Genomic DNA, 19,846 nt, shown 5'->3' with positions numbered 1-19,846 from the left:
CTGTTCGCTTGCTGAAAAAGCCCGCCGTCGCTGCGGGCTTTTTCATGGGCGCTACTGTAGGAGCGAGCTTGCTCGCGAAAAGCGCAAGGGCACCGCGTTTATTCAGGATGCCCGCGTTATCGTTGACGTTCTTCGCGAGCAAGCTCGCTCCTACAGGTTATGCATTCCAGCTGGCCAGCAACGGTGGCAACTCGGTCAGGCTGCGAATCTCGGCATCCGGGCGTTTTTCTGCTTCCCAGGCCTTGCCCGCCGGGTTGAACCACACCGCCCGCAGCCCCGCCTGCTGCGCACCGGCAATGTCATCCCCCGGATGATCACCCACATGCACCGCCGCGCCCGGCTCTACGCCACCGCGCTGCAAGGCTTCCTGAAACAACCGCGCATCCGGCTTGGCGATACCAATGTCTTCGGCCCTCAGGGCAAAGTGAAAGTAATCCGCCAGCCCCACACGCTGAACATCGGCATTGCCGTTGGTAATCACCCCCAGCAGATAGTGCTGGCGTAGCGCGTGGAGCATCGGCTCGGCCTCGGGGAATACCGTGAGCTGGTGCCGGGCGTGGATGAACGCTTCAAAGCACACATCCGCCATCTGCGCTGCTTCCGGCAGCGGATATCCAGCCTCCTCGAAAGCATATTGCAGCACCTTGTGACGCAGCACGCTGATGCGGTATTTCAGCTCAGGATGCCGCTCCAGCACCTGTTGGCGCAGGCTGGCAAACTTCTCCAGGGGCAAGTCGCCCACCTTGGTGGCATGGGTCGCCAACCACTCGCGCATTGACGCCTCGGCGCTGACGATGACCGGCACGTTATCCCAGAGCGTATCGTCCAGGTCGAAGGTGATCAGCTTGATGCTCATGAGTCACTGCCCTTAATGCGTTTGGCCCGTGGATGGGCGCTGTCGTACACCGTTGCCAGGTGCTGGAAGTCCAGGTGGGTGTAGATCTGGGTGGTCTTGATGTCGGAGTGCCCAAGCAGTTCCTGCACCGCGCGCAGGTCCTGGGACGACTCCAGCAGGTGGCTGGCAAAGGAGTGCCGAAGCATGTGCGGGTGCAGGTTTTGCCCCAGCTCGCGCTCGCCGGCGGCCTTGACCCGTACCTGAATGGCCCGGGGCCCAAGGCGCCGGCCTTGCTGGCTGATAAACACCGCGTCATCCGCCGGGTTGGCCAGCGCACGCAGGGGCAGCCACAGCAGCAAGGCTTCGCGGGCCTTTTTGCCCACCGGCAATACGCGAGTCTTGCTGCCTTTGCCGAGCACTTGCACCAGGCCATCTGCCAGGTCCAACTGATCGAGGTTAAGCCCGGTCAGTTCCGACAGGCGCAGGCCCGAAGAGTAGAACAGTTCGAGGATCGCCTGGTCGCGATGGGCCAGGAAGTCATCTTCCACCGCGCCGTCTAGCAATTGCAGGGCTCGGTCGGTATCGAGGGTCTTGGGCAGGCGACGTTCACCCTTGGGCGGCGCCAGGCCGTTGGCCGGGTCGTGGTCGCACAGGCCTTCGCGGTTCAGGTAGTGATAGAGGCCGCGCACCGCCGACAGCAGGCGCGCCAGGCTGCGGGAGGATTGGCCTTGCTGGTGCAGGCGGGCGATCAGGCTGCGCAGACCCTGGATATCCAGGGCCTTCCAGCTGCTGATGTTTTGTTTCTCGCAGAACGCCAGGACCTTGTTCAAGTCCCGCCGGTAGGCTTCCAGGGTATGCGGTGACACCTGGCGCTCGCTGCGCAGGTGAGCGCAGTAGGCGTCCAGTTGTCGTTCCATGGCTAGCGCACCGCGCGCAAGGCGGTGGTGAAGCGCGGCAGGACGCGGCCCAGCACTTCGGCGATGTAGCTCAGGAACAGCGTGCCCACCGAGCTTTTGTAGTGCTGCGGATCGCGGCTGGCGATGGCCAGCACTCCATGCAGCCCTTGATGACTCAGGGCAACCACCGCCGTGGAGCCGATCTGCTGGCGCTGCTCGGCACCAAACAGGAAGTCCAGCTCATGCTCACGCAGGGTGCCGCTGATGGTCTTGCCTTCGGACAGCAAGCCGCCAATGGCAGTCTGGGCATCGCTGCCGCTTACCCAACGCCCTACCGGCATCGGGTTGTCGCTGAACAGGATCAGGCTGACAAAAGGCACCTGGAAGTCCTGGCGCAGGCTGTCTTCGACGGCAATCACCGCTTCTTCCAGGCTGGCGGCGTCCATCAGGGTCAGGACCAGGCGGCGGGTCTTGTCGAACAGGCGGTCGTTGTCGCGGGCTACGTCCATCAGCTGCGAGAGCCGATGACGCATCTCGATATTGCGCTCGCGCAGGATCTTCATCTGCCGCTCCACCAGCGACACGGTATCGCCGCGCTGGTGGGGAATACGCAGGGCTGGCAGCAGCTCTTCGTGTTCGACGAAGAAGTCCGGATTAGCCTCCAGATACGCCGCAACGGCTGCGGCCTCCAGACTTTCGCTTGGGGATGCTTGCGCGGGTACTTGAGGCTTATCAGTCATTAGATTTGCTCACTCATAGACGGACCTGTCCTTCGTAGACGCGGGTGGCCGGGCCGGTCATTTTCACCGGTTGGCCGGGGCCTGCCCATTCGATGGACAGACGTCCGCCGGGCAGGTCGATCAGCAGCGGCGAATCCATCCACCCTTGGCTGATCGCGGCTACGGCAGCGGCGCAGGCGCCGGTACCGCAAGCCTGGGTTTCGCCGGCACCGCGTTCCCAGACGCGCAAGAGCGCACGGGAACGGTCGATGACCTGCAGGAAACCCACGTTAACCCGCGCCGGAAAGCGCGGGTGGTTTTCGATCTTCGGCCCCAGTTCGTGAACCGGTGCGCTGTTGATGTCATCGACCCGCAGCACGGCATGGGGGTTGCCCATGGATACGGCAGCCAGGTTGACGGTCTTGCCGTCCACGTCCACGGCGTAGCTCAGCGCTTGTTCGGTGGCCTGGAACGGAATGTCCGCCGGCACCAGCCGTGGGGCGCCCATATTGACGCCGATCTGGCCGTCGCTGCGAATATCCAGCTCGATGATGCCGCTTTTGGTCTCGACGCGAATCTGCCGCTTGGCGGTCAGGCGCTTGTCCAGCACAAAACGGGCGAAGCAGCGGGCACCGTTGCCGCACTGCTCCACTTCGGAACCGTCGGAGTTGAAGATCCGGTAACGGAAATCCACTTCCGGGTTGCTCGGTGCTTCCACCAGCAACAACTGGTCGAAACCGACACCGGTGTGCCGGTCGCCCCACAGCTTGGCGTGCTTGGGCAGGATGTGCGCGTGCTGGCTGACCAGGTCGAGAACCATGAAGTCATTGCCCAGCCCGTGCATCTTGGTAAAACGCAGCAACATGGCCTTACTCCGGCAGCAGGCTTTCGCCAGCAAACAACTCGGCTACCGTCTCGCGGCGACGCACTTCAAACGCTTGATCACCGTCCACCAGCACCTCGGCGGTACGCCCGCGGGTGTTGTAGTTGGAGCTCATGACAAACCCGTAGGCACCGGCCGAATGCACGGCCAGCAGGTCGCCTTCTTCGAGGGCCAGCTGACGCTCCTTGGCCAGGAAGTCGCCGGTCTCGCAGATCGGGCCGACCACGTCGTAGGTGCGGCCTTCGCCCGCGCGTGGCTTGACGGCCGTCACGTCCATCCAGGCCTGGTACAGCGCCGGGCGGATCAGGTCGTTCATCGCCGCGTCAACGATGGCGAAATCCTTGTGTTCGGTGTGCTTGAGGTACTCGACCTGGGTCAGCAGCACGCCGGCATTGGCAACGACGTAGCGGCCCGGCTCGAACATCAGCGTCAGGTCGCGGCCTTCTGTGCGCTCACGCACGGCCTTGATGTAGTCGCAAACCAGTGGCGGCTCTTCATCGCGATAACGCACGCCCACGCCGCCACCGAGGTCGATGTGGTGCAGGTAGATGCCGCATTCGCCGAGACGGTCGATCAACGCCAGCAGGCGGTCGAGGGCGTCGAGGAACGGTGGCAGGCTGGTCAGTTGCGAGCCGATATGGCAGTCGACGCCCAATACTTCCAGGTTCGGCAGTTGGGCGGCGCGGATGTACACGTCCTCGGCGTCGGCAATGGCGATGCCGAACTTGTTCTCTTTGAGACCGGTGGAAATGTACGGATGAGTGCCGGCATCTACGTCCGGGTTGACCCGCAGGGAGATCGGCGCGCGAACGCCCATCTCGGCGGCCACCACTTGCAGGCGCTCCAGCTCGTCGGTGGATTCAACGTTGAAGCAGTGCACGCCTACTTCCAGGGCCCGGCGCATGTCTTCGCGGCTCTTGCCGACGCCGGAGAACACGATCTTGTCAGCCTTGCCACCCGCCGCCAGCACACGCTCAAGCTCACCACGGGACACGATGTCGAAACCGGCGCCCAGGCGCGCCAGGACATTCAGTACGCCCAGGTTGGAGTTGGCTTTTACCGCGTAGCACACCAGGCTTGGCGTGCCTTCCAGCGCGTCGGCAAAGGAGCGGTATTGCGCTTCGATGTGGGCACGGGAGTACACGTACGTCGGGGTACCAAAGCGCTCGGCAATGGCGGACAGCGCGACACCTTCCGCGAACAGCTCGCCGTCCCGGTAGTTAAAAGCGTCCATGATGTTCCCTTAGTAGGTGTCGTGCTTGTGCGCTTTGGTTTGCGACGATTGCGCCTGTTCATTCGGGTCTTTGCTGTCATCGGGCAGATACAGCGGGCCTTTTTGACCACAGGCACTAACGAGGCAAGCGACCGCGACGAGCGCAGCAAGGGAAGAGATCAGGCGCTTCATGGCGAAATCCTTGAATATGCATTAATTGCGCCCGAGTATACCGACCACCCGCCGGATTGCCTATGCGCCGAAATACCCGTCCGGCGGGGCTTTGCCGAGTTTGTCGCGATTGCGCTTACGCTAATCAGGGATAATTCACGCGGCTGCGGGTAATGAAATCGGTATCCTTTGCAATCATGATGGCGCGTCCGTATTGTGCGGCGCTTGAGCGAGACCAGACACTTTTCGAGGTTCCCACAATGAGTTTGACCGAAGCCCGTTTTCACGACCTGGTGGATTCGACCCAGCAAGCGCTGGAGGATATTTTCGACGACAGCGGTCTGGATGTGGACCTGGAGAACTCGGCCGGTGTGCTGACCGTCAAGTTCGAAAATGGCACCCAACTGATTTTCAGCCGCCAGGAACCCCTGCGTCAGCTCTGGCTGGCAGCGCGTTCCGGTGGTTTTCACTTCGATTACGATGAAGAAGAAAGTCGCTGGACCCACGACACCACCGATGAGCTGCTGAGCGAAATGCTCGCGCGCCTCACCCAGGAACAAGCCGGCGTCGAGCTGGACTTCGACGAGATCTGATCGTGACGCAGCCCGCACCCGTACGCCCGCCCAAGCCGCTGTTCAGCAATGTCAGCCCGGCGGTGCCGTCACCTTGTATCAGTTTATGTCGGCTGGATGAGCACAAAGTCTGCCTCGGCTGCTTCCGCCATGTGGAAGACATCCGCGAATGGCGCTCCGCCGATGATGCGCGGCGCCGCGTGATCGTCGCCCAGGCCGAGCAGCGCAAGGCCTGCGCCTGAGGCCGTCTTGTTTATTTATTGTGCTGTGGTAGTGTCCGGATACACCTCAACTCATCGAGGTCCGTGAGAACCCCGCCTTTTCCTGGCGGGGTTTTGCTTTTTTGTGCAGAAAAAAGGAGTCTGCCTGAATCATGACCGCACCTTCCATCATCCTCACCCGTCTTGACGTGCAGCGTCTTGAGCAACTGATCGACCGTGTCGGCGAGGCGTCGCCGGGCGTTGAAGCCCTGCAACACGAACTCGACCGCGCCGAAGAAGTGGTTGGCCACGATGAAGTGCCTGCAACTGTCGTGACCATGAACTCCAGCGTGCATTGCCGTGAACAAGGCAGTGGCAAGGACTATCACCTGACCCTGGTCTACCCCAAGGACGCGAACGCCGACGAAGGCAAAATCTCGATCCTGGCTCCAGTGGGCAGTGCATTGCTGGGCCTGCAAGTCGGCCAGCACATCGACTGGCCAGCACCGGGTGGCAAGACCCTCAAGCTTGAATTGCTCGGCGTCGAAGGCCAGCCGAAAGACGGTGGCGCCTTTCCTCTCTAAACCTGGTTCAGCGCCTCATTGAGTGCCAGTTCCAGATCAGCCTTGTAGCGCAGGTAGAGATTGCTCGGGCTTTGAACATCACCGAGCAGGCCGGACAGGTCCAGATCGGTGATGTAGCAGCGGTAGCGCTCAGCTTCTCGGCGTTGCCCGACGATTTGCTGGGCGACCACCGCAAACAGTTGGTCGCCAAATTCCAGCTCGGAAAACTCCCGTTGATTGCAGTACAAGGTGATCCCCACCTGGCCCGGCGCTGCCTTGCCGATAATCGCCTGCACGTCGTAGAAAGGTTTATTGGCCGGGGTTTGCGGCGCAGGGCGCGGTTCGGCCCTGCGTGCCCGGCCGGTGCCTGACGGCAACAGCTGGTAATACAGAATTTGCACCGCGCCGAGGGGCTGTTGCGGGTCCAGCGGCAGCAGCGCGTCGCGGCGATAAATGATCGACTGCAGGAAGCGTTGCAGCGGCACCAACAGGCTTTGTTCGTCGTGAAACGGCAGGCGCTGCTGCCAGAGCGCGTTGAATTCATCCAGCACGTACAGCTCGGCGAATCCGTCGTTGATCCGGTAGAACACCTGCACGCAGTCGGGCAGGCCCATCGGCAGCAACAGCGCCAGGTCGTGGTCTTCGAGGGCCATGCTGTCCAGGTGCAACGGGCTGTAGCTGGCCAGTTCCTCGCTGAGGTAGGCGATCAGCGCGTCCTGGGTCGCCAGTGACACATGGTTAGCTTGGCCGGGCGTCAACTCCATCACGTGGTAGTGCTGTTGTACCTGCACCAGGTAGCGATGGTTTTCCTGGCTGAGCAGCAGGTTTTGCGCGGTGTCGAAGATCTCTTCCACGCGCTGGGCAATGAATTGCGCGCGGTTGTGGCAGAAGCAGCGCACGCGCAATCTCGGCAAATGATTGGCCGGCAGTTGATTGAGGTAGTCGCGCAGGCAGTCGAGCAGCGCGTGGGGGCCGTCGTAGCGGCTGACCATCACCTCGTTCCAGCTGTTGAGGGTGACCTGGTCCAGGGTCAGCACCAGGTTTTCCCGCACACCCGCGTAACTCAGGGAGTCGGTGCGCTCTGTGGTCATCAAAATATTCAGGTCGCGGTGGTGCTTGAGCGGGTCGACGCCGACGTTGATCAACAGCAGCACTTCCTCGGGCACCGCCGAGCGCAACAGGCGTTCTTCATCGACGCTGGCCAAGGGCAGGGCGACGGTCTGTTGCAGGCTGCCCAGCAGGTTGAACAGCTCGAATTCGGTCATGTCGCTGCTGCCGGGGTGCAAAGCCAGGCGGGTGCTGCTGTCGATCACGCCGTTGCGGTGGCACCAGGTGAGCATTTCCAGCAGGTCGCGGCTGCGCTTGATCGGCGCGAAGTGCTCCCATTCCAGGGCGGTCAGGCTGCCGTTGTACAGGCCCCAATGATGCTGGCCCGGCTCTTTGCGGTTGGGCGACTGCACCAGGGTCAGGGTGTCTTCGGCAAGATCGGGCGCAATGCCGGGGTTGATGAACTCGACCTTGCCGGCCTTGCGCTCAAAGGCGGCGTACAGGCGCCGGCCCAGCACATTGAGGTCGCGCTTGTTGATCAGGCTGACGGTCTGTTCGGTGCGGGCAAACTGGGTCAGGAAGCGATAGCTGTAGTTAAGCTCGTTGACCAGCGCCCGGCGCTCGGAAGCCACCTGGCGGACTTTCCATTGGCTGCGGCTGTCCAGCAGGGCCAGTTGGCGCTGGTCCCAACCCCATTCACGGGCCAGGCGCTCCAGTAGCAAGCGTTGCCAGCGGTCGGTGCGTTGGCCGGCCGTGAGTTTGCGGTTGACCTTCAGGTACAGGGCGCGCCGCACCAGTTCCAGGCGCTCCGGCTCGTTGCGGGCCTTGAGGTATTCCTCGATGCGGCGGTAGACCACGATGTACGGGTCCAACTCGTCGAGGTCCATCTGGTTGGCAAACACCGCGCGTTTGAAGCGCAAGCTCAGGCACTGCACCTTCGGGTGTTCGCTGGCGTAGACCTCGGTCAGCAGGAGTTTGAGTACCGACTTGTAGGGCGATTCGATGCCCTTGAACAACTGCCACAGGCCGGCGCCGATAAATTCACCCGGTGGGATGTGAGCCAGATGGCCCAGGTCGAGGGTTTCATCGGCGCGGATAAAGCGCTTGGAGATCAGCGCGTGGGTGAATTCTGCATAGCGGGTTTCTTCATACACCGGCACCAGCCACCAGATCGGCGTGCGCCCGGCCAGCCAGATGGCGGTGCGGTAGAACTCGTCCAGCAGCAGGTAATGCTGGCTGGTGCCGCAGTCTTCGGAGCTGAGCTGGGTGTCACGCTCGCCCTGGATAAACCGCGTGGGCTCGATCAGGAAAAAATGCGCCTCGGCGCCCATGCTCAGGGCCCAGGTTTCCAGCAACTGGCATTTTTTGCGTAGCTCGGCCAGCTCGTTCTCACTGAGATCGGCAGCGTGGCAGACCCACACGTCCATATCACTTTGATCGGCCTGGGCCAGCGTGCCGAGACTGCCCATCAGAAACAGGCCATGAATCGGCCGCGGTGGGTTGCCGTGTCGGGGCTTGTAGGAAAACGTGCGGGTCAGGCGCTGGGCCTCGGCCAAGGCTTGTGCGTCGGGTTCAAAATTCGACAGGCCGGCCGGCGTGCTGCCCGACACATAGCCCGGCAGCAGCGGATGGTTGACGTGAAAGAACAGCGGCAGCAGCGTCAGTACGCTTTGCTGGCGTGGCGTCAGCCCTTCGACGGCCCGGGCCATGCGGCCCTCGTTCAGGGCCAGAAACCGCGCGCGCAACTGGGTCAGCACCTTGCGGTCGATGCCTTCGTCCAGGTCGGGGCGGATTTCGTGGGTGCGGGTCATGTCGAACTCGGTGGCTCGCAGGGCCCGACATGGGCGGCCGTGTAGGAGTTTACAGCCAGTAGCGTAGGAGGTTTAGCGGGATTTTGTTTTTGGCGCCAGAATTTTATCCCAGGCGCAGAAATGCCCGCGGAATCCGTGAAAAGAGGATCCCGTGGGCGATACGAGGTGTCAGGCGGCTTCTTTGCTGGTCGTCAGAATAGTCAGCAGGCTTTGTGCGTGTTCGGCAGCATCCCGGCCAAGGCTGGTGAGGTAGCCACCATCTGGCTGGTCGATCAGGTCTTTATCAAACAGGCGCCGGGCAGCGGCAATGGCAGTAGGAGCGGCAGTCTGATGAACTTTCAGACCTTCCTGGGAGCTGCCCAGGTTGAAGAGTGCAAGGATTTCCAGTTCGGCAACCAACTCAGGGGTATACGACATAAGGACTCCAGACTTTCTAGGAATTTTTAGACGTTAGCAGCCATAAGGTGAACGCACTTTGGCGAGCTGTCCAGTCGGAACTCATGCAGTGTTGATGTGGGGCAGGATTGTGGCCAGCAAGCGCTTGCTGGCCAGCGCGGTGTCGGGCTTATTGCTTCTCGGGCGGTAGCTCTGGCAGGGCGCGCAAGGCAGTTTCATACCATTCGGTATTGAAGGCGCGGTCTTCTTCGAGCAGGGCGTCGATTTCGATGGCGAGTACGTGGGCCATCATTTGCAGGATGTCTTCGCGCTCGTAGCCCACCAGGGTCAGCTTGTTGAACGTGGCCTTGGCGGCGGGCGGGTTGTCGCTTTCGAGCTGGTTTTCGATCGCTTCAATCAAGGTGGTCTCGGCGAACTCTTCTTCGTCGTTGTCGATATCGGTTGGCTCGCTCATGGCAGGCTCCTGAAGGAAAGGGCGCCAGTCTACCCCCATTCACTCGGCTGATGCTGCTGGTCAGGCGTGGCATCCCGTTCTATAACCACTGCTGCCAACCCCGTACACGGCCTGGAGGCTTTGTGATGCTCAAGCTTTATGGATTTTCGGTCAGCAACTACTACAACATGGTCAAACTGGCGCTGCTGGAGAAAGGGCTGCCCTTCGAAGAGGTGCCGTTCTACGCAGGCCAGACCCCTGAAGCATTGGCCGTGAGCCCGCGGGGCAAGGTGCCGGTGTTGGGTGTCGAGCAAGGCTTTATCAACGAAACCAGCGTGATCCTCGAATACCTCGAACAGACCCAGGGCGGCCGTTCGCTGCTGCCAAGCGATGCGTTCCAGCGCGCTCAGGTGCTGGCGTTGTGCAGGGAGATCGAGCTGTACATCGAGCTGCCGGCCCGGGCGTCTTTTGCCGAGGCGTTTTTCGGAATGCCGGTGCCGGAGGCGATCAAGGAGAAATCCAAGGCGGAGTTATTGCTGGGGATCGCATCGTTGGGGCGGCACGGGAAGTTCGCGCCGTATGTGGCGGGGGACAGTTTCACGATTGCGGATTTGTACTTTGTGTACAGCGTGGACCTGGCGTGTGCCGTGGCCGGGAAGCTGTTCGGACTGGATCTGTTGGCTGAGTTGCCGAAGGCCAGGGCGTTGCTGGAGCGCTTGCAGGCGTTGCCGAATGCCCGGCGGGTAGCGGCGGACAAGGAAGCGGCGATGCCGGCGTTTATGGCGATGATTGCTGCCAAGAAATAGATCTTGGGTGTTTGTGATGACGCTTTCGCGAGCAAGCCCGCTCCCACATTTGACCGAGTTCCGCCTTTGGAATGCAGTCGAATGTGGGAGCGGGCTTGCTCGCGAAGCTTTTAGCGGCTGGCGAGCAATTCCTGGCCGCGAACCACGGCAGCCTTCACCTGCGCCGGTGCAGTCCCGCCGATATGGTTACGGGCATTCACCGAGCCTTCCAGGGTCAGTACCGCAAACACGTCCTGCTCGATCTGGTCGCTGAACTTACGCAGCTCTTCCAGGCTCATTTCCGCCAGGTCCTTGCCGGTGTCCACACCGTATTTCACGGCATGCCCGACGATTTCGTGGCAGTCACGGAACGGCAGCCCACGGCGCACCAGGTAGTCGGCCAGGTCGGTGGCGGTGGAGAAACCACGCAGGGCCGCTTCACGCATGATGGCGTGCTTGGGCTTGATCGCGGGGATCATGTCGGCAAAGGCTCGCAGCGAGTCGCGCAGGGTGTCGGCGGCGTCGAACAGCGGTTCCTTGTCTTCCTGGTTGTCCTTGTTGTAAGCCAGCGGCTGGCCTTTCATCAGGGTCAACAGGCCCATCAGCGCGCCGAATACACGGCCGCTTTTGCCGCGTACCAGCTCAGGCACGTCGGGGTTTTTCTTTTGCGGCATGATCGAGCTGCCGGTGCAGAAGCGGTCCGGCAGGTCGATGAACTGGAATTGCGCACTGGTCCACAGCACCAGCTCTTCGGAGAAACGCGACAAGTGCATCATCGCGATGCTGGCCGCGGCACAGAATTCGATGGCGAAGTCACGGTCCGACACGCCGTCCAGGGAGTTACCACCCACCGCGTCGAAACCCAGGAGCTGCGCGGTGTATTCGCGGTCGATCGGGTAGGTGGTGCCGGCCAGTGCGGCGCTGCCCAGAGGCATGCGGTTGGCGCGCTTGCGGCAGTCCACCAGGCGCTCGTAGTCGCGGCTGAGCATTTCGAACCAGGCCAGCAGGTGGTGGCCGAAGGTCACAGGCTGCGCGGTTTGCAGGTGGGTGAAGCCGGGCATGATGGTGCCGGACTCACGCTCTGCCTGCTCCAGCAGGCCTTTTTGCAGGCGGGTGATTTCGGCCAGGATCAGGTCGATCTCGTCCCGCAGCCACAGGCGGATGTCGGTCGCCACCTGGTCGTTACGGCTGCGACCGGTGTGCAGTTTCTTGCCGGTCACGCCGATGCGGTCGGTGAGGCGGGCTTCGATGTTCATGTGCACATCTTCCAGGTCGACGCGCCAGTCGAAGGTGCCAGCTTCGATCTCACCACGGATGGTGGTCAGGCCGTCGATGATGCTGTCTCGCTCGGCGTCGGTCAGTACGCCGACCTTGGCCAGCATCGTGGCGTGGGCGATCGAGCCCATGATGTCGTGGCGGTAGAGGCGCTGGTCGAAGGTGACGGAGGCGGTGAAGCGCGCGACGAAGGCGTCGACGGGTTCACTGAAGCGGCCGCCCCAGGACTGGTTGGTCTTGTCGGTGCTCATGGATTCGCTCGTGATCTGCTGGAAAGAGGGCATGAAAGTGTGGCGCCGATAATAACAGGGTTGCTCCCGGAGGCGAGGATGCGGGGGCGCGGCATTTTTATTTGTTTCCAGGATGGCTAAGTGCCTTGCCGCCGGACTCGCGCAGGACGAGACTGGAGCCAGGACCGAACGGGGGTTTAAAGCTTGCGGTCTTTGGTAAACAAAGCGTGTTTATTGAAACGATATTTGACGATTGAGCATTATCGTCTTCACGAGCGTCTACAGTTGCACTGATAGAGCGTCGCGCTGACAGACGGTGCACTGCACCAATGCCGGGCGATGAGGTCGAACTCCAGGCTAACCATTAGAGAGGGGGTGTTCGTATTGTGTATCAGCAAACCCTACGACGATGCCCAAAGGCAGCAGGCTTTGGGCGCGATTGAACAGGTCCGGGTAAATATTGGTGCCACTCTCGGGGCACTTTTTGCCGCTCGCGCTAGTCTTAGCGTGGATCGCCGTGACGGAAGTCACCGCACCTGTCTACGCTATCCTTGTGCGAGACTCACGCAGGAATCCAGCGCAATATGAATGTCCTGATCGTTGATGACGAACCCCAAGCCCGCGAGCGACTGAGCCGTTTGGTCAGTGAGCTCGAGGGTTACAGTGTCCTAGAGCCGAGCGCCACCAGTGGCGAAGAAGCCTTGGCCCTTATTGACAGCCTCAAGCCGGACGTCGTGTTACTCGACATCCGCATGCCGGGCCTTGATGGCTTGCAGGTAGCTGCCCGCCTGAGCGAGCGAGAATCGCCGCCTTCGGTGGTGCTGTGCGCCTCCCAGGATGAGTTCTCTTCCGAGGCTCTGGATTCCAGTGGCGCCAGTTTCCTGGTTAAGCCGATCAATGCCGATGCCTTGCTTCGGGCCTTGAAAAAGGCCGAGCGTCCCAATCGCGTCCAGCTCGCTGCCTTGACCCAGCCCGCAGCCCAGGGTGGCAACGGGCCGCGCAGCCATATCAGTGCCCGCACCCGCAAGGGCATCGAGCTGATTCCTTTGGACCAGGTGGTCTATTTCATTGCCGATCACAAGTACGTGACCTTGCGTCACGAGGCCGGTGAAGTGCTGCTCGATGAGCCGCTCAAGGCCCTGGAAGACGAATTTGGTGACCGCTTTGTGCGCATCCACCGCAATGCGCTGGTGGCACGCGAGCGTATCGAACGTCTGCAGCGCACGCCGCTTGGGCACTTTCAGCTGTTCCTGAAAGGCCTCAATGGCGACGCCTTGATCGTCAGCCGGCGCCACGTCGCCGGTGTGCGCAAGATGATGCAGCAGCTTTAGCCCAAGGGCTGACGCGAGCTTCACCGCCCATATCCCGGTGCGACGCGGCCAGGGAGGCCCCGCACTTGCTGATTCAAATCAAAGCGCCTTTGCCTGAGCTGTTATTATCTGCCGTATCTATTCAGTACGGATTGATCCATGTCCTCTCGCGAAATCCGCATCGCCACCCGTAAAAGTGCCTTGGCCTTATGGCAGGCCGAGTACGTCAAAGCACGTCTTGAGCAGGCCCACCCCGGCCTGAAGGTGTCCCTGGTGCCCATGGTCAGTCGCGGCGACAAGCTGCTTGATTCGCCATTGTCGAAAATCGGCGGCAAGGGCCTGTTCGTCAAGGAACTGGAAACCGCTCTGCTGGAGAACGAAGCCGACATCGCGGTGCATTCGATGAAAGATGTGCCCATGGACTTCCCCGAAGGCCTGGGCCTTTTTTGCATCTGCGAGCGCGAAGACCCGCGCGACGCTTTCGTTTCCAATACCTACGCCTCTCTTGATGAGTTGCCGCTGGGCAGCGTCGTCGGCACTTCCAGCCTGCGTCGCCAGGCACAGTTGCTGACCCGCCGCCCGGACCTGCAAATCCGCTTTCTGCGGGGCAACGTTAATACTCGCCTGGCCAAGCTCGACGCCGGTGAATATGACGCGATCATCCTCGCGGCAGCCGGCTTGATCCGCCTCGGTTTTGAAGACCGCATCACTTCGGCCATCAGCGTCGAAGACAGCTTGCCGGCTGGCGGGCAGGGCGCCGTGGGGATCGAGTGCCGCACCGCCGACAGCGAAATTCATGCGCTGCTCAAGCCGCTGGATCACCAGGACACCGAGATTCGCGTCACCGCCGAACGCGCCTTGAACAAGCACCTCAACGGTGGCTGCCAAGTGCCGATCGCCTGCTACGCGGTGCTTGAAGGTGAGAACCTCTGGCTGCGTGGGCTGGTGGGCGATCCGAGTGGTAGGTTGCTGCTCACCGCAGAGATCCGCGGGCCACAAAGCGAAGCGACCAGCCTGGGGATCAAGGTTGCCGAGGAACTGCTGGAGAAAGGCGCCGGTGCCATTCTGCAAGCGGTGTATGGCGAGGCCGGGCCGCAGTGACGCAATGGCGTGTGCTGCTGACGCGGCCTGCCGAGGAGTCGGCAGCGTTGGCCGCGACGTTATCTGAAGAAGGTATTTTCAGCAGCAGCCTGCCGTTGCTGGAGATCGAAGCGCTGCCCGTCACGGCCGAACAGCACGCGGTTTTTCGTGAGCTGGACCGCTATTGCGCGGTAATCGTGGTGAGCAAGCCGGCGGCGCGCCTGGGCTTGCAGTTGTTGGCGCAACACTGGCTGCAACCTCCGGCATTGCCATGGTTCAGCGTCGGTGCTGCTACGGCGCAGGTGCTGGCTGAACACGGCCTTGATGTCAGCTATCCCAAGGAAGGCGACGACAGTGAAGCCTTGCTTGAACTGGTCGCCTTGCGCGAGGCTATCGCCCGGCCTGGGGCCCGGGTGCTGATCCTGCGGGGCGAGGGCGGGCGCGAGTTGCTGGCTGAGCGTTTGCGCGAGCAAGGTGCTAGTGTCGACTATCTGGAGTTGTATCGCCGTTTCCTGCCGGATTACGACAGTGCAACCCTGATCCAGCGCATAAACGTGGAACGCTTGAACGGCGTGGTGGTCAGCAGTGGGCAGGGTTTTTTACACCTGCAAGCCCTGGCCGGCCCGGATTGGCCCCTGGTGGCACAGCTGCCATTGTTCGTGCCCAGCCCGCGAGTCGCCGAGATGGCCCGTGTCGCTGGTGCGCAAGAAGTTGTGGATTGTCGTGGCGCCAGTGCCGCGGCTTTGTTAGTGGCGTTACGGAGTTTCTCCGTTCCCACTCTCTAATACGCAAAGGATGGATACGTGAGCGAAACAGCCTTGCCTAAAGATGAAGCTCAGCCCGCGCTTGATGCGCCTGTTGAGACACCGGTTACCACCGCCCCGCGCCGTGGTAACGGCCTGGCTATCGTGGCCTTGTTGCTCGGCGCTGCCGGTGTTGCCGCCGGTGGTTGGGGGATCTGGCAGGTCCGCGCACTGCAGGCGAGCAGCCAGCAACAGCTGGGCCAAGTGCAGACCCTGGACGACCAATCCCAGAGCCTCAAGCAGAGCCAGCAGCAGCTGTCGGCACGCCTGGGGCAATTGCCGGGTGCTGAAGAACTGGAAGAGCGCCGCCGACTGGTGGCGCAATTGCAGGGCGACCAGCAGCGATTGAGCCAACGCCTGGAAACCGTGCTGGGTGCCAGCCGCCAGGACTGGCGCCTTGCCGAGGCTGAACACCTGATCCGCCTGGCCAGCCTGCGTCTTTCCGCCTTGCAGGACATCAACAGTGCCCAAGCGCTGGTCCAAGGCGCTGACGAAATCCTCCGCGAACAAAGTGATCCCGGCTCGTACGCCGCCCGTGAGCAGTTGGCCAAGAGCCTCGCCGCGTTGCGCAATATCGAACAGCCGGACCGTACCGGGCTGTATCTGCAACTGGCGGCATTGCGCGATCAGGTCGTGCAACTGTCGGCCATCGCCCCGGAATACCAGCTCCCGGAAGCCGCCAATGGCGGCCGTCCGACCGCCGATACGGAGAGCCGCTGGAGCCAGTGGTGGGAGCAGATCTCGCGGTATTTCCGCATCGATTTCAACCCGGATGACAACATTCGTCCGCTGCTGGCAGGGCAAGGTCTGAATCAGGTGCGCCTGGCGCTGAGCCTGGCGCTGGAGCAGGCGCAATGGGCGGCGCTCAACGGCGAGCCGGCGGTGTATAGCCGATCCTTGGGCGAGGCGCGCAGCGTCCTGCAGGACAACTTCAATCAAGACAACCCGCAAAGCAAAAACATGCTGGCCCGTATTGCCGAGCTTGAGCCCAAGGCTGTCTCGGTGGTAACGCCGGACCTGGCCGCAAGCCTGGCCGCCGTGCAGGCTTACCTTGACCGTCGCCACCTGTCTGCCGAAGAAGCCAAGGTTTCTGCTGGCAAGCCGGCGACCCAGGAGTAAAGCCGATGAAGCGTTTCTATGTGATCCTGGTGCTGGCGATTGCGATCGCCCTGGCACTGGCTGTGGGCATTTCGAAACACACCGGTTACGTGCTGATTACTTATCCCCATGTGCTGCATTACGAGTCCGGACTCTGGTCGACGCTGGTGGCGCTGTTTGCCATTGGCCTGGTGATCTATCTGGTCAGGGTGCTGTTGAGCCTGGTGCTGACTTCCGGTGGTGTGGTCAACCCATGGTCGCGGCGCAATCGTAGTCGTCGTGTTCAGATCGCCATCGAACAGGGTCAGATGGACCTCGCCGAAGGGCGGTGGGCCAGTGCCGAGCGTCACTTGCACCGTGCGGCCGAAGCGGAACGCCAGCCATTGCTCTACTACCTCGGCGCTGCCCGCGCGGCCAACGAACAGGGCCGTTATGAGGAGGCGGACGGCCTGCTGGAGCGGGCGCTTGAGCGTCAGCCCCAGGCAGAACTCGCGGTGGCCTTGAGTCATGCGCAGTTGCAGGTGGACCGTGGTGACACCGAGGGTGCCCTGGTCACCTTGCAGGCCATGCATGAGCGGCATCCGCATAACGTCCAGGTATTGCGTCAATTACAGCGGCTTTATCAACAGCGCGGTGATTGGTCTTCGGTCATTCGGCTGTTGCCGGAACTGCGCAAAGACAAAGCGCTGCCGCCTGCCGAGCTGGCCGACCTGGAGCGTCGCGCCTGGGGCGAGAACCTGACCTTGGCTGCCCAACGCGAAGAGCAAGGCGAGGCTGGTCAGCAATCCCTTGAGCGGGCGTGGCAGCAATTGACTTCGGCCCAGCGCCAAGAGCCGCAACTGGTGCTGGCCTATGCCGAGCAACTGCGTCAATTGGGCGCGGATGCCAAGGCTGAAGAGGTGCTGCGCGGTGCCCTCAAACGTGAGTACGACAGCCATCTGATCAGGCTCTACGGCTTGCTGCGAGGCAGCGATTCGGCGAAGCAGTTGAAGTTTGCCGAAGGCTGGCTCAAGGACCATCCGGGCGATGCCAGCCTGTTGCTGACCCTCGGCCGCCTGTGCCTGCAAAACAGCCTGTGGGGCAAGGCGCGGGACTACCTGGAAAGCAGCCTGCAGGTGCAGCGCAATCCCGAAGCCTGCGCCGAACTGGCACGCCTGCTGGCGCAATTGGGCGACACCGAGCGCAGCAACCAGTTGTTCCAGGAAGGCCTGGGCCTATTGGACAAGCGTCTACTGGCGTCACCTCTGCCTGTGCCGGCACGGGTTTGAGGTAGGAAATGGCGTAAGGGTTGCCTCAGAGTTGTCTCGTGGGCAACCCTTCAATAGCGCTCAATAGCTGTAGGCAATATGGCTTGTAGTAAACTCCTACGCAGACGGGCGTTTAATCGCTCACCTTCTGACGGGATATCCCTACGCTCTCGCGGAATCGTCTGCTCTGGCGCGTATTGAAAGGGGTAAGGCCTTTCCTCTACCGTAACTACCTATCTCTTGCGTTGCGGATAAACAATGTCTTTGGCCCCCTCACGCTCCCTGTTCCTCCTGGCGTTCCTGGCTGGTGCGCTGACGCTGGGCGCGTCCTTTTACCTGGAATATGCCGCGCTGTTGCGGCCTTGTTTCCTGTGTCAGGTGCAACGAATTCTTGTGGCGGCCTTCACGCTGATCAACCTGGTGGCGGCGATTCATGGGCCCAAGCGTTCCGGGATCTACGTGTATTGGGCGGCGAGCATGGGCTGTGCCGTGCTGGGCGCCATCACCGCCGTACGCCAGGTGCTGCTGCAAAATACGCCGCCGGAGCAGCTGCCGACCTGTTGGCCCGGCCTTCAATCCATGATCGAAAACCCGTCGATACGAGAAGCGTTGTCCCTGATGTTCAAGGGCAGCGTTGACTGTGTAGAAATCAACTGGACGCTGTTCGATTTAAGTATTCCCGAGTGGAGCCTGCTGTTCTTCGTGGCGATGCTGATCCTTGGTGTAGCGCAGTTCTCGCGGTTGGCGTTGAGTCAGCGTTTTGGCCTTGCACGGCACTGACAGGTGCCCGCGGGTTGTAGGAAGGGATTAAACACTTGTATGAACTTTCTCTCCTGCGTACCTTGATGCCATAGTCGTGCGGGCATAATCTGGCCCGCACGCGTTAGTGAAACAGACTGTTCGATGCACGTCTGCCCGGTTGCCGCTTTAACCTTGAAGTGTTGCGCGGGCAGCGGGCGGCGCCCCTATAGGGAAGAGAGATCATCATGTTGGAAAGTTGTCAGAATGCTCAGGAACGCTGGGGTGGGGTGCACAAACTGATCGATGGTTGGTTGAAAGCGCGTCACGAACTGGTTCGGTCCTTTGATGCTCTCGGTGCCAAGCCCGAAGCGCTGAGCGAGAAACGCAAGCCGTTGCAGGAATTCTGCGGTGTATTGGTGGACTACGTCTCGGCGGGGCACTTCGGTGTCTACGAGCAGTTGACCAAAGAGGGCGAGGCCTTCGACGATCAACGTGGCTTGGACCTGGCAGAAACGATTTACCCGCGCATCGATGTCATCACCGAGAAGCTGCTGGCCTTCAACGACCTGTGTGATGCCGGCAAATGTGTCGCAGAAAAATTCAAAGAGTTGGGCGGTTTGCTGCATGAGCGTTTCGAGCTGGAAGATTGTCTGATCGAAGTGCTGCACAATGCTCACAAGGAAGAGTTGGCGGCCAAAGCCTGACTCGCCGCAACACAAAAAAACGGTGCGCATTGCGCACCGTTTTTCGTTTGGGTTCAGGCACCCGCGCCGAGTAATTCGATCTCAAATACCAACGGTGTGTAAGGCGGGATCAACTCGCCGGCACCGTCAGCCCCATAGGCTTGGTCGGACGGAATCACCAGACGCCATTTCGCACCCACCGGCATCTGTTGCAACGCGCTTCGCCAGCCGCTGATCACACTGTCCAGGCGAAACCACTGAGGCTGCGTGCTCTTGTCGAAGACTGTCCCGTCGGGTAACCGCCCAACGTAATTCACTTGCACGCGATCATCGGCCGCAGGTTTTTTTCCGCTGCCAGGGGTCAGTTCGGTCATCAGGATGCCGCCTGCCAATTCGCGCACACCACTTTTGGATTTCTCACTGGCTAAAAATTGTTGCTCGGCAGCCAGAGCCTTTTCACTTTGTGGTGCTCGATTGTCCGGTGCGTTTTGCGCTTCGTGCTGGGCAAGTATCTGTTCGATGCGTGTGTCGTCCAGCGCCAGCGGCTTGCCCTGGTAAGCCTGTTTGAGGCCGTCGATCAGTGCCTCGAGTTGCAGGCCCGGCATCTCCTGGCGCAGGCGCTCACCCAGGCTGACGCCCAGGCTGTAGGCAAGGTCGTGGTCATCTTTGGACGGGGATTTCTCACTCGCATTGGCCACTGAAAGCGCCAGGCCCAACACTAAAAAAAGGTAACGCGACATGGGCGTTCTCCAGCCGAAAGTGCGATGGATTATGCCAGTGTGAATGCTTAAAATGTGGCGTGGATTTTCGTTATATCAATAAGAATTTTCGTGCGGTGCAACGCAAGCCAATCGA

The 19,846-nt window shown here is 61.3% G+C and carries 22 protein-coding genes; 11 read left to right on the top strand and 11 right to left on the bottom strand.

From position 1 onward, the window contains the following. Positions 1 to 157: 157 nt before the first annotated feature. Genes ACA046_RS31750 through lptM form a run of 6 tightly spaced genes read right to left on the bottom strand, consistent with a single transcriptional unit; the run spans position 158 to position 4,738 of the window. A complete protein-coding gene (locus tag ACA046_RS31750) occupies positions 158 to 856 on the bottom strand; it encodes an HAD family hydrolase (protein ID WP_459024642.1) in 699 nt (232 codons plus the stop codon). Beyond that, positions 853 to 1,752 carry a tyrosine recombinase XerC gene (gene xerC / locus ACA046_RS31745; RefSeq protein ID WP_459024640.1) on the bottom strand — a complete coding sequence of 300 codons (900 nt, stop codon included), beginning with the start codon at positions 1,750 to 1,752 and terminating at the stop codon, positions 853 to 855. Before xerC ends, ACA046_RS31750 begins: the two co-directional genes overlap by 4 nt. A 2-nt stretch (positions 1,753 to 1,754) precedes the next feature. Continuing rightward, positions 1,755 to 2,471: a DUF484 family protein gene (locus ACA046_RS31740; RefSeq protein WP_167664014.1), complete on the bottom strand. Its 717-nt coding sequence runs from the start codon at positions 2,469 to 2,471 to the stop codon at positions 1,755 to 1,757. A gap of 13 nt (positions 2,472 to 2,484) precedes the next feature. Continuing rightward, positions 2,485 to 3,315: a diaminopimelate epimerase gene (gene dapF, locus ACA046_RS31735; protein WP_003208798.1), complete on the bottom strand. Its 831-nt coding sequence runs from the start codon at positions 3,313 to 3,315 to the stop codon at positions 2,485 to 2,487. 4 nt (positions 3,316 to 3,319) lie between these two features. Next, entirely contained in the window at positions 3,320 to 4,567 is a 1,248-nt protein-coding gene (gene lysA, locus ACA046_RS31730; protein WP_076013123.1) for a diaminopimelate decarboxylase, read from the bottom strand. 9 nt (positions 4,568 to 4,576) lie between these two features. Then, complete coding sequence (lptM, locus tag ACA046_RS31725; protein WP_003208801.1) at positions 4,577 to 4,738, bottom strand: LPS translocon maturation chaperone LptM; 162 nt, start codon at positions 4,736 to 4,738, stop codon at positions 4,577 to 4,579. Positions 4,739 to 4,977: 239 nt separating this feature from the next. Here lptM and cyaY point away from each other — a divergent pair, with 239 nt between their 5' ends. The 3 genes from cyaY to rnk all read left to right on the top strand — a co-directional run bounded on the left by cyaY (position 4,978) and on the right by rnk (position 6,073). Further along, entirely contained in the window at positions 4,978 to 5,310 is a 333-nt protein-coding gene (cyaY, locus tag ACA046_RS31720; protein ID WP_459024636.1) for an iron donor protein CyaY, read from the top strand. A gap of 2 nt (positions 5,311 to 5,312) precedes the next feature. Then, positions 5,313 to 5,531, top strand: a complete 219-nt coding sequence (locus ACA046_RS31715; RefSeq protein WP_010168015.1) for a DUF1289 domain-containing protein — start codon at positions 5,313 to 5,315, stop codon at positions 5,529 to 5,531. A 131-nt stretch (positions 5,532 to 5,662) separates the two neighbouring features. Beyond that, positions 5,663 to 6,073, top strand: a complete 411-nt coding sequence (gene rnk, locus ACA046_RS31710; RefSeq protein WP_017476667.1) for a nucleoside diphosphate kinase regulator — start codon at positions 5,663 to 5,665, stop codon at positions 6,071 to 6,073. On the opposite strand, the gene ACA046_RS31705 is transcribed toward rnk, so the two are convergent. The 3 genes from ACA046_RS31705 to ACA046_RS31695 form a co-directional block, all read right to left on the bottom strand. Then, the gene (locus ACA046_RS31705) at positions 6,070 to 8,910 is read right to left on the bottom strand and encodes a class I adenylate cyclase (protein WP_497675597.1); all 2,841 of its coding nucleotides are present in this window, start codon (positions 8,908 to 8,910) and stop codon (positions 6,070 to 6,072) included. The two genes, rnk and ACA046_RS31705, sit on opposite strands and share 4 nt — an antisense overlap. Before the next feature lie 168 nt (positions 8,911 to 9,078). Further along, positions 9,079 to 9,327, bottom strand: a complete 249-nt coding sequence (locus ACA046_RS31700; RefSeq protein ID WP_438866505.1) for a TIGR02647 family protein — start codon at positions 9,325 to 9,327, stop codon at positions 9,079 to 9,081. 148 nt (positions 9,328 to 9,475) lie between these two features. Beyond that, positions 9,476 to 9,760: a hypothetical protein gene (locus tag ACA046_RS31695; RefSeq protein ID WP_076013119.1), complete on the bottom strand. Its 285-nt coding sequence runs from the start codon at positions 9,758 to 9,760 to the stop codon at positions 9,476 to 9,478. A 125-nt stretch (positions 9,761 to 9,885) separates the two neighbouring features. On the opposite strand from ACA046_RS31695, the gene ACA046_RS31690 reads away from it, so the two are divergent. Further along, a complete protein-coding gene (locus ACA046_RS31690; RefSeq protein WP_459024631.1) occupies positions 9,886 to 10,545 on the top strand; it encodes a glutathione S-transferase family protein in 660 nt (219 codons plus the stop codon). Positions 10,546 to 10,655: 110 nt separating this feature from the next. Here the strand turns inward: ACA046_RS31690 and argH are convergent, their stop codons facing one another. Beyond that, the gene (argH, locus tag ACA046_RS31685) at positions 10,656 to 12,050 is read right to left on the bottom strand and encodes an argininosuccinate lyase (RefSeq protein ID WP_076013117.1); all 1,395 of its coding nucleotides are present in this window, start codon (positions 12,048 to 12,050) and stop codon (positions 10,656 to 10,658) included. 563 nt (positions 12,051 to 12,613) lie between these two features. Here argH and ACA046_RS31680 point away from each other — a divergent pair. The 7 genes from ACA046_RS31680 (at position 12,614) to rsd (ending at position 19,012) form a co-directional block, all read left to right on the top strand. Then, positions 12,614 to 13,360 (top strand): LytR/AlgR family response regulator transcription factor, encoded by a 747-nt coding sequence (locus tag ACA046_RS31680; RefSeq protein WP_497675596.1) that lies wholly within the window; start codon positions 12,614 to 12,616, stop codon positions 13,358 to 13,360. A gap of 138 nt (positions 13,361 to 13,498) precedes the next feature. Beyond that, entirely contained in the window at positions 13,499 to 14,440 is a 942-nt protein-coding gene (gene hemC / locus ACA046_RS31675; RefSeq protein WP_497675595.1) for a hydroxymethylbilane synthase, read from the top strand. Beyond that, on the top strand, positions 14,437 to 15,204 hold the full coding sequence (locus tag ACA046_RS31670) for a uroporphyrinogen-III synthase (protein WP_497675594.1): 768 nt from the start codon (positions 14,437 to 14,439) through the stop codon (positions 15,202 to 15,204). Before hemC ends, ACA046_RS31670 begins: the two co-directional genes overlap by 4 nt. Positions 15,205 to 15,222: 18 nt before the next feature. Then, on the top strand, positions 15,223 to 16,341 hold the full coding sequence (locus tag ACA046_RS31665) for a uroporphyrinogen-III C-methyltransferase (protein WP_459024626.1): 1,119 nt from the start codon (positions 15,223 to 15,225) through the stop codon (positions 16,339 to 16,341). 5 nt (positions 16,342 to 16,346) lie between these two features. Further along, a complete protein-coding gene (locus ACA046_RS31660; protein ID WP_459024624.1) occupies positions 16,347 to 17,588 on the top strand; it encodes a heme biosynthesis protein HemY in 1,242 nt (413 codons plus the stop codon). Positions 17,589 to 17,825: 237 nt separating this feature from the next. Then, a complete protein-coding gene (locus tag ACA046_RS31655; RefSeq protein WP_497675593.1) occupies positions 17,826 to 18,347 on the top strand; it encodes a disulfide bond formation protein B in 522 nt (173 codons plus the stop codon). Positions 18,348 to 18,553: 206 nt separating this feature from the next. Next, entirely contained in the window at positions 18,554 to 19,012 is a 459-nt protein-coding gene (gene rsd / locus ACA046_RS31650; RefSeq protein WP_497675592.1) for a sigma D regulator, read from the top strand. A 53-nt stretch (positions 19,013 to 19,065) separates the two neighbouring features. On the opposite strand, the gene ACA046_RS31645 is transcribed toward rsd, so the two are convergent. Next, the gene (locus ACA046_RS31645; RefSeq protein ID WP_497675591.1) at positions 19,066 to 19,731 is read right to left on the bottom strand and encodes an FKBP-type peptidyl-prolyl cis-trans isomerase; all 666 of its coding nucleotides are present in this window, start codon (positions 19,729 to 19,731) and stop codon (positions 19,066 to 19,068) included. Between the last annotated feature and the right edge of the window lie 115 nt (positions 19,732 to 19,846).

The sequence above is a fragment of the Pseudomonas sp. LBUM1641 genome (assembly GCF_059716235.1).
Note: the sequence above shows the minus strand (reverse complement) of the source record. Positions and strands in the feature narration are given on the sequence as shown.

Excerpts from the sequence above, each read along its gene's own strand:
- ACA046_RS31750 (WP_459024642.1), bottom strand. The coding sequence starts at position 856 with ATGAGCATCAAGCTGATCACCTTCGACCTGGACGATACGCTCTGGGAT.
- xerC (WP_459024640.1), bottom strand. The coding sequence starts at position 1,752 with ATGGAACGACAACTGGACGCCTACTGCGCTCACCTGCGCAGCGAGCGC.
- ACA046_RS31740 (WP_167664014.1), bottom strand. The coding sequence starts at position 2,471 with ATGACTGATAAGCCTCAAGTACCCGCGCAAGCATCCCCAAGCGAAAGT.
- dapF (WP_003208798.1), bottom strand. The coding sequence starts at position 3,315 with ATGTTGCTGCGTTTTACCAAGATGCACGGGCTGGGCAATGACTTCATG.
- lysA (WP_076013123.1), bottom strand. The coding sequence starts at position 4,567 with ATGGACGCTTTTAACTACCGGGACGGCGAGCTGTTCGCGGAAGGTGTC.
- lptM (WP_003208801.1), bottom strand. The coding sequence starts at position 4,738 with ATGAAGCGCCTGATCTCTTCCCTTGCTGCGCTCGTCGCGGTCGCTTGC.
- cyaY (WP_459024636.1), top strand. The coding sequence starts at position 4,978 with ATGAGTTTGACCGAAGCCCGTTTTCACGACCTGGTGGATTCGACCCAG.
- rnk (WP_017476667.1), top strand. The coding sequence starts at position 5,663 with ATGACCGCACCTTCCATCATCCTCACCCGTCTTGACGTGCAGCGTCTT.
- ACA046_RS31705 (WP_497675597.1), bottom strand. The coding sequence starts at position 8,910 with ATGACCCGCACCCACGAAATCCGCCCCGACCTGGACGAAGGCATCGAC.
- ACA046_RS31700 (WP_438866505.1), bottom strand. The coding sequence starts at position 9,327 with ATGTCGTATACCCCTGAGTTGGTTGCCGAACTGGAAATCCTTGCACTC.
- ACA046_RS31695 (WP_076013119.1), bottom strand. The coding sequence starts at position 9,760 with ATGAGCGAGCCAACCGATATCGACAACGACGAAGAAGAGTTCGCCGAG.
- ACA046_RS31690 (WP_459024631.1), top strand. The coding sequence starts at position 9,886 with ATGCTCAAGCTTTATGGATTTTCGGTCAGCAACTACTACAACATGGTC.
- argH (WP_076013117.1), bottom strand. The coding sequence starts at position 12,050 with ATGAGCACCGACAAGACCAACCAGTCCTGGGGCGGCCGCTTCAGTGAA.
- ACA046_RS31680 (WP_497675596.1), top strand. The coding sequence starts at position 12,614 with ATGAATGTCCTGATCGTTGATGACGAACCCCAAGCCCGCGAGCGACTG.
- hemC (WP_497675595.1), top strand. The coding sequence starts at position 13,499 with ATGTCCTCTCGCGAAATCCGCATCGCCACCCGTAAAAGTGCCTTGGCC.
- ACA046_RS31660 (WP_459024624.1), top strand. The coding sequence starts at position 16,347 with ATGAAGCGTTTCTATGTGATCCTGGTGCTGGCGATTGCGATCGCCCTG.
- ACA046_RS31655 (WP_497675593.1), top strand. The coding sequence starts at position 17,826 with ATGTCTTTGGCCCCCTCACGCTCCCTGTTCCTCCTGGCGTTCCTGGCT.
- rsd (WP_497675592.1), top strand. The coding sequence starts at position 18,554 with ATGTTGGAAAGTTGTCAGAATGCTCAGGAACGCTGGGGTGGGGTGCAC.
- ACA046_RS31645 (WP_497675591.1), bottom strand. The coding sequence starts at position 19,731 with ATGTCGCGTTACCTTTTTTTAGTGTTGGGCCTGGCGCTTTCAGTGGCC.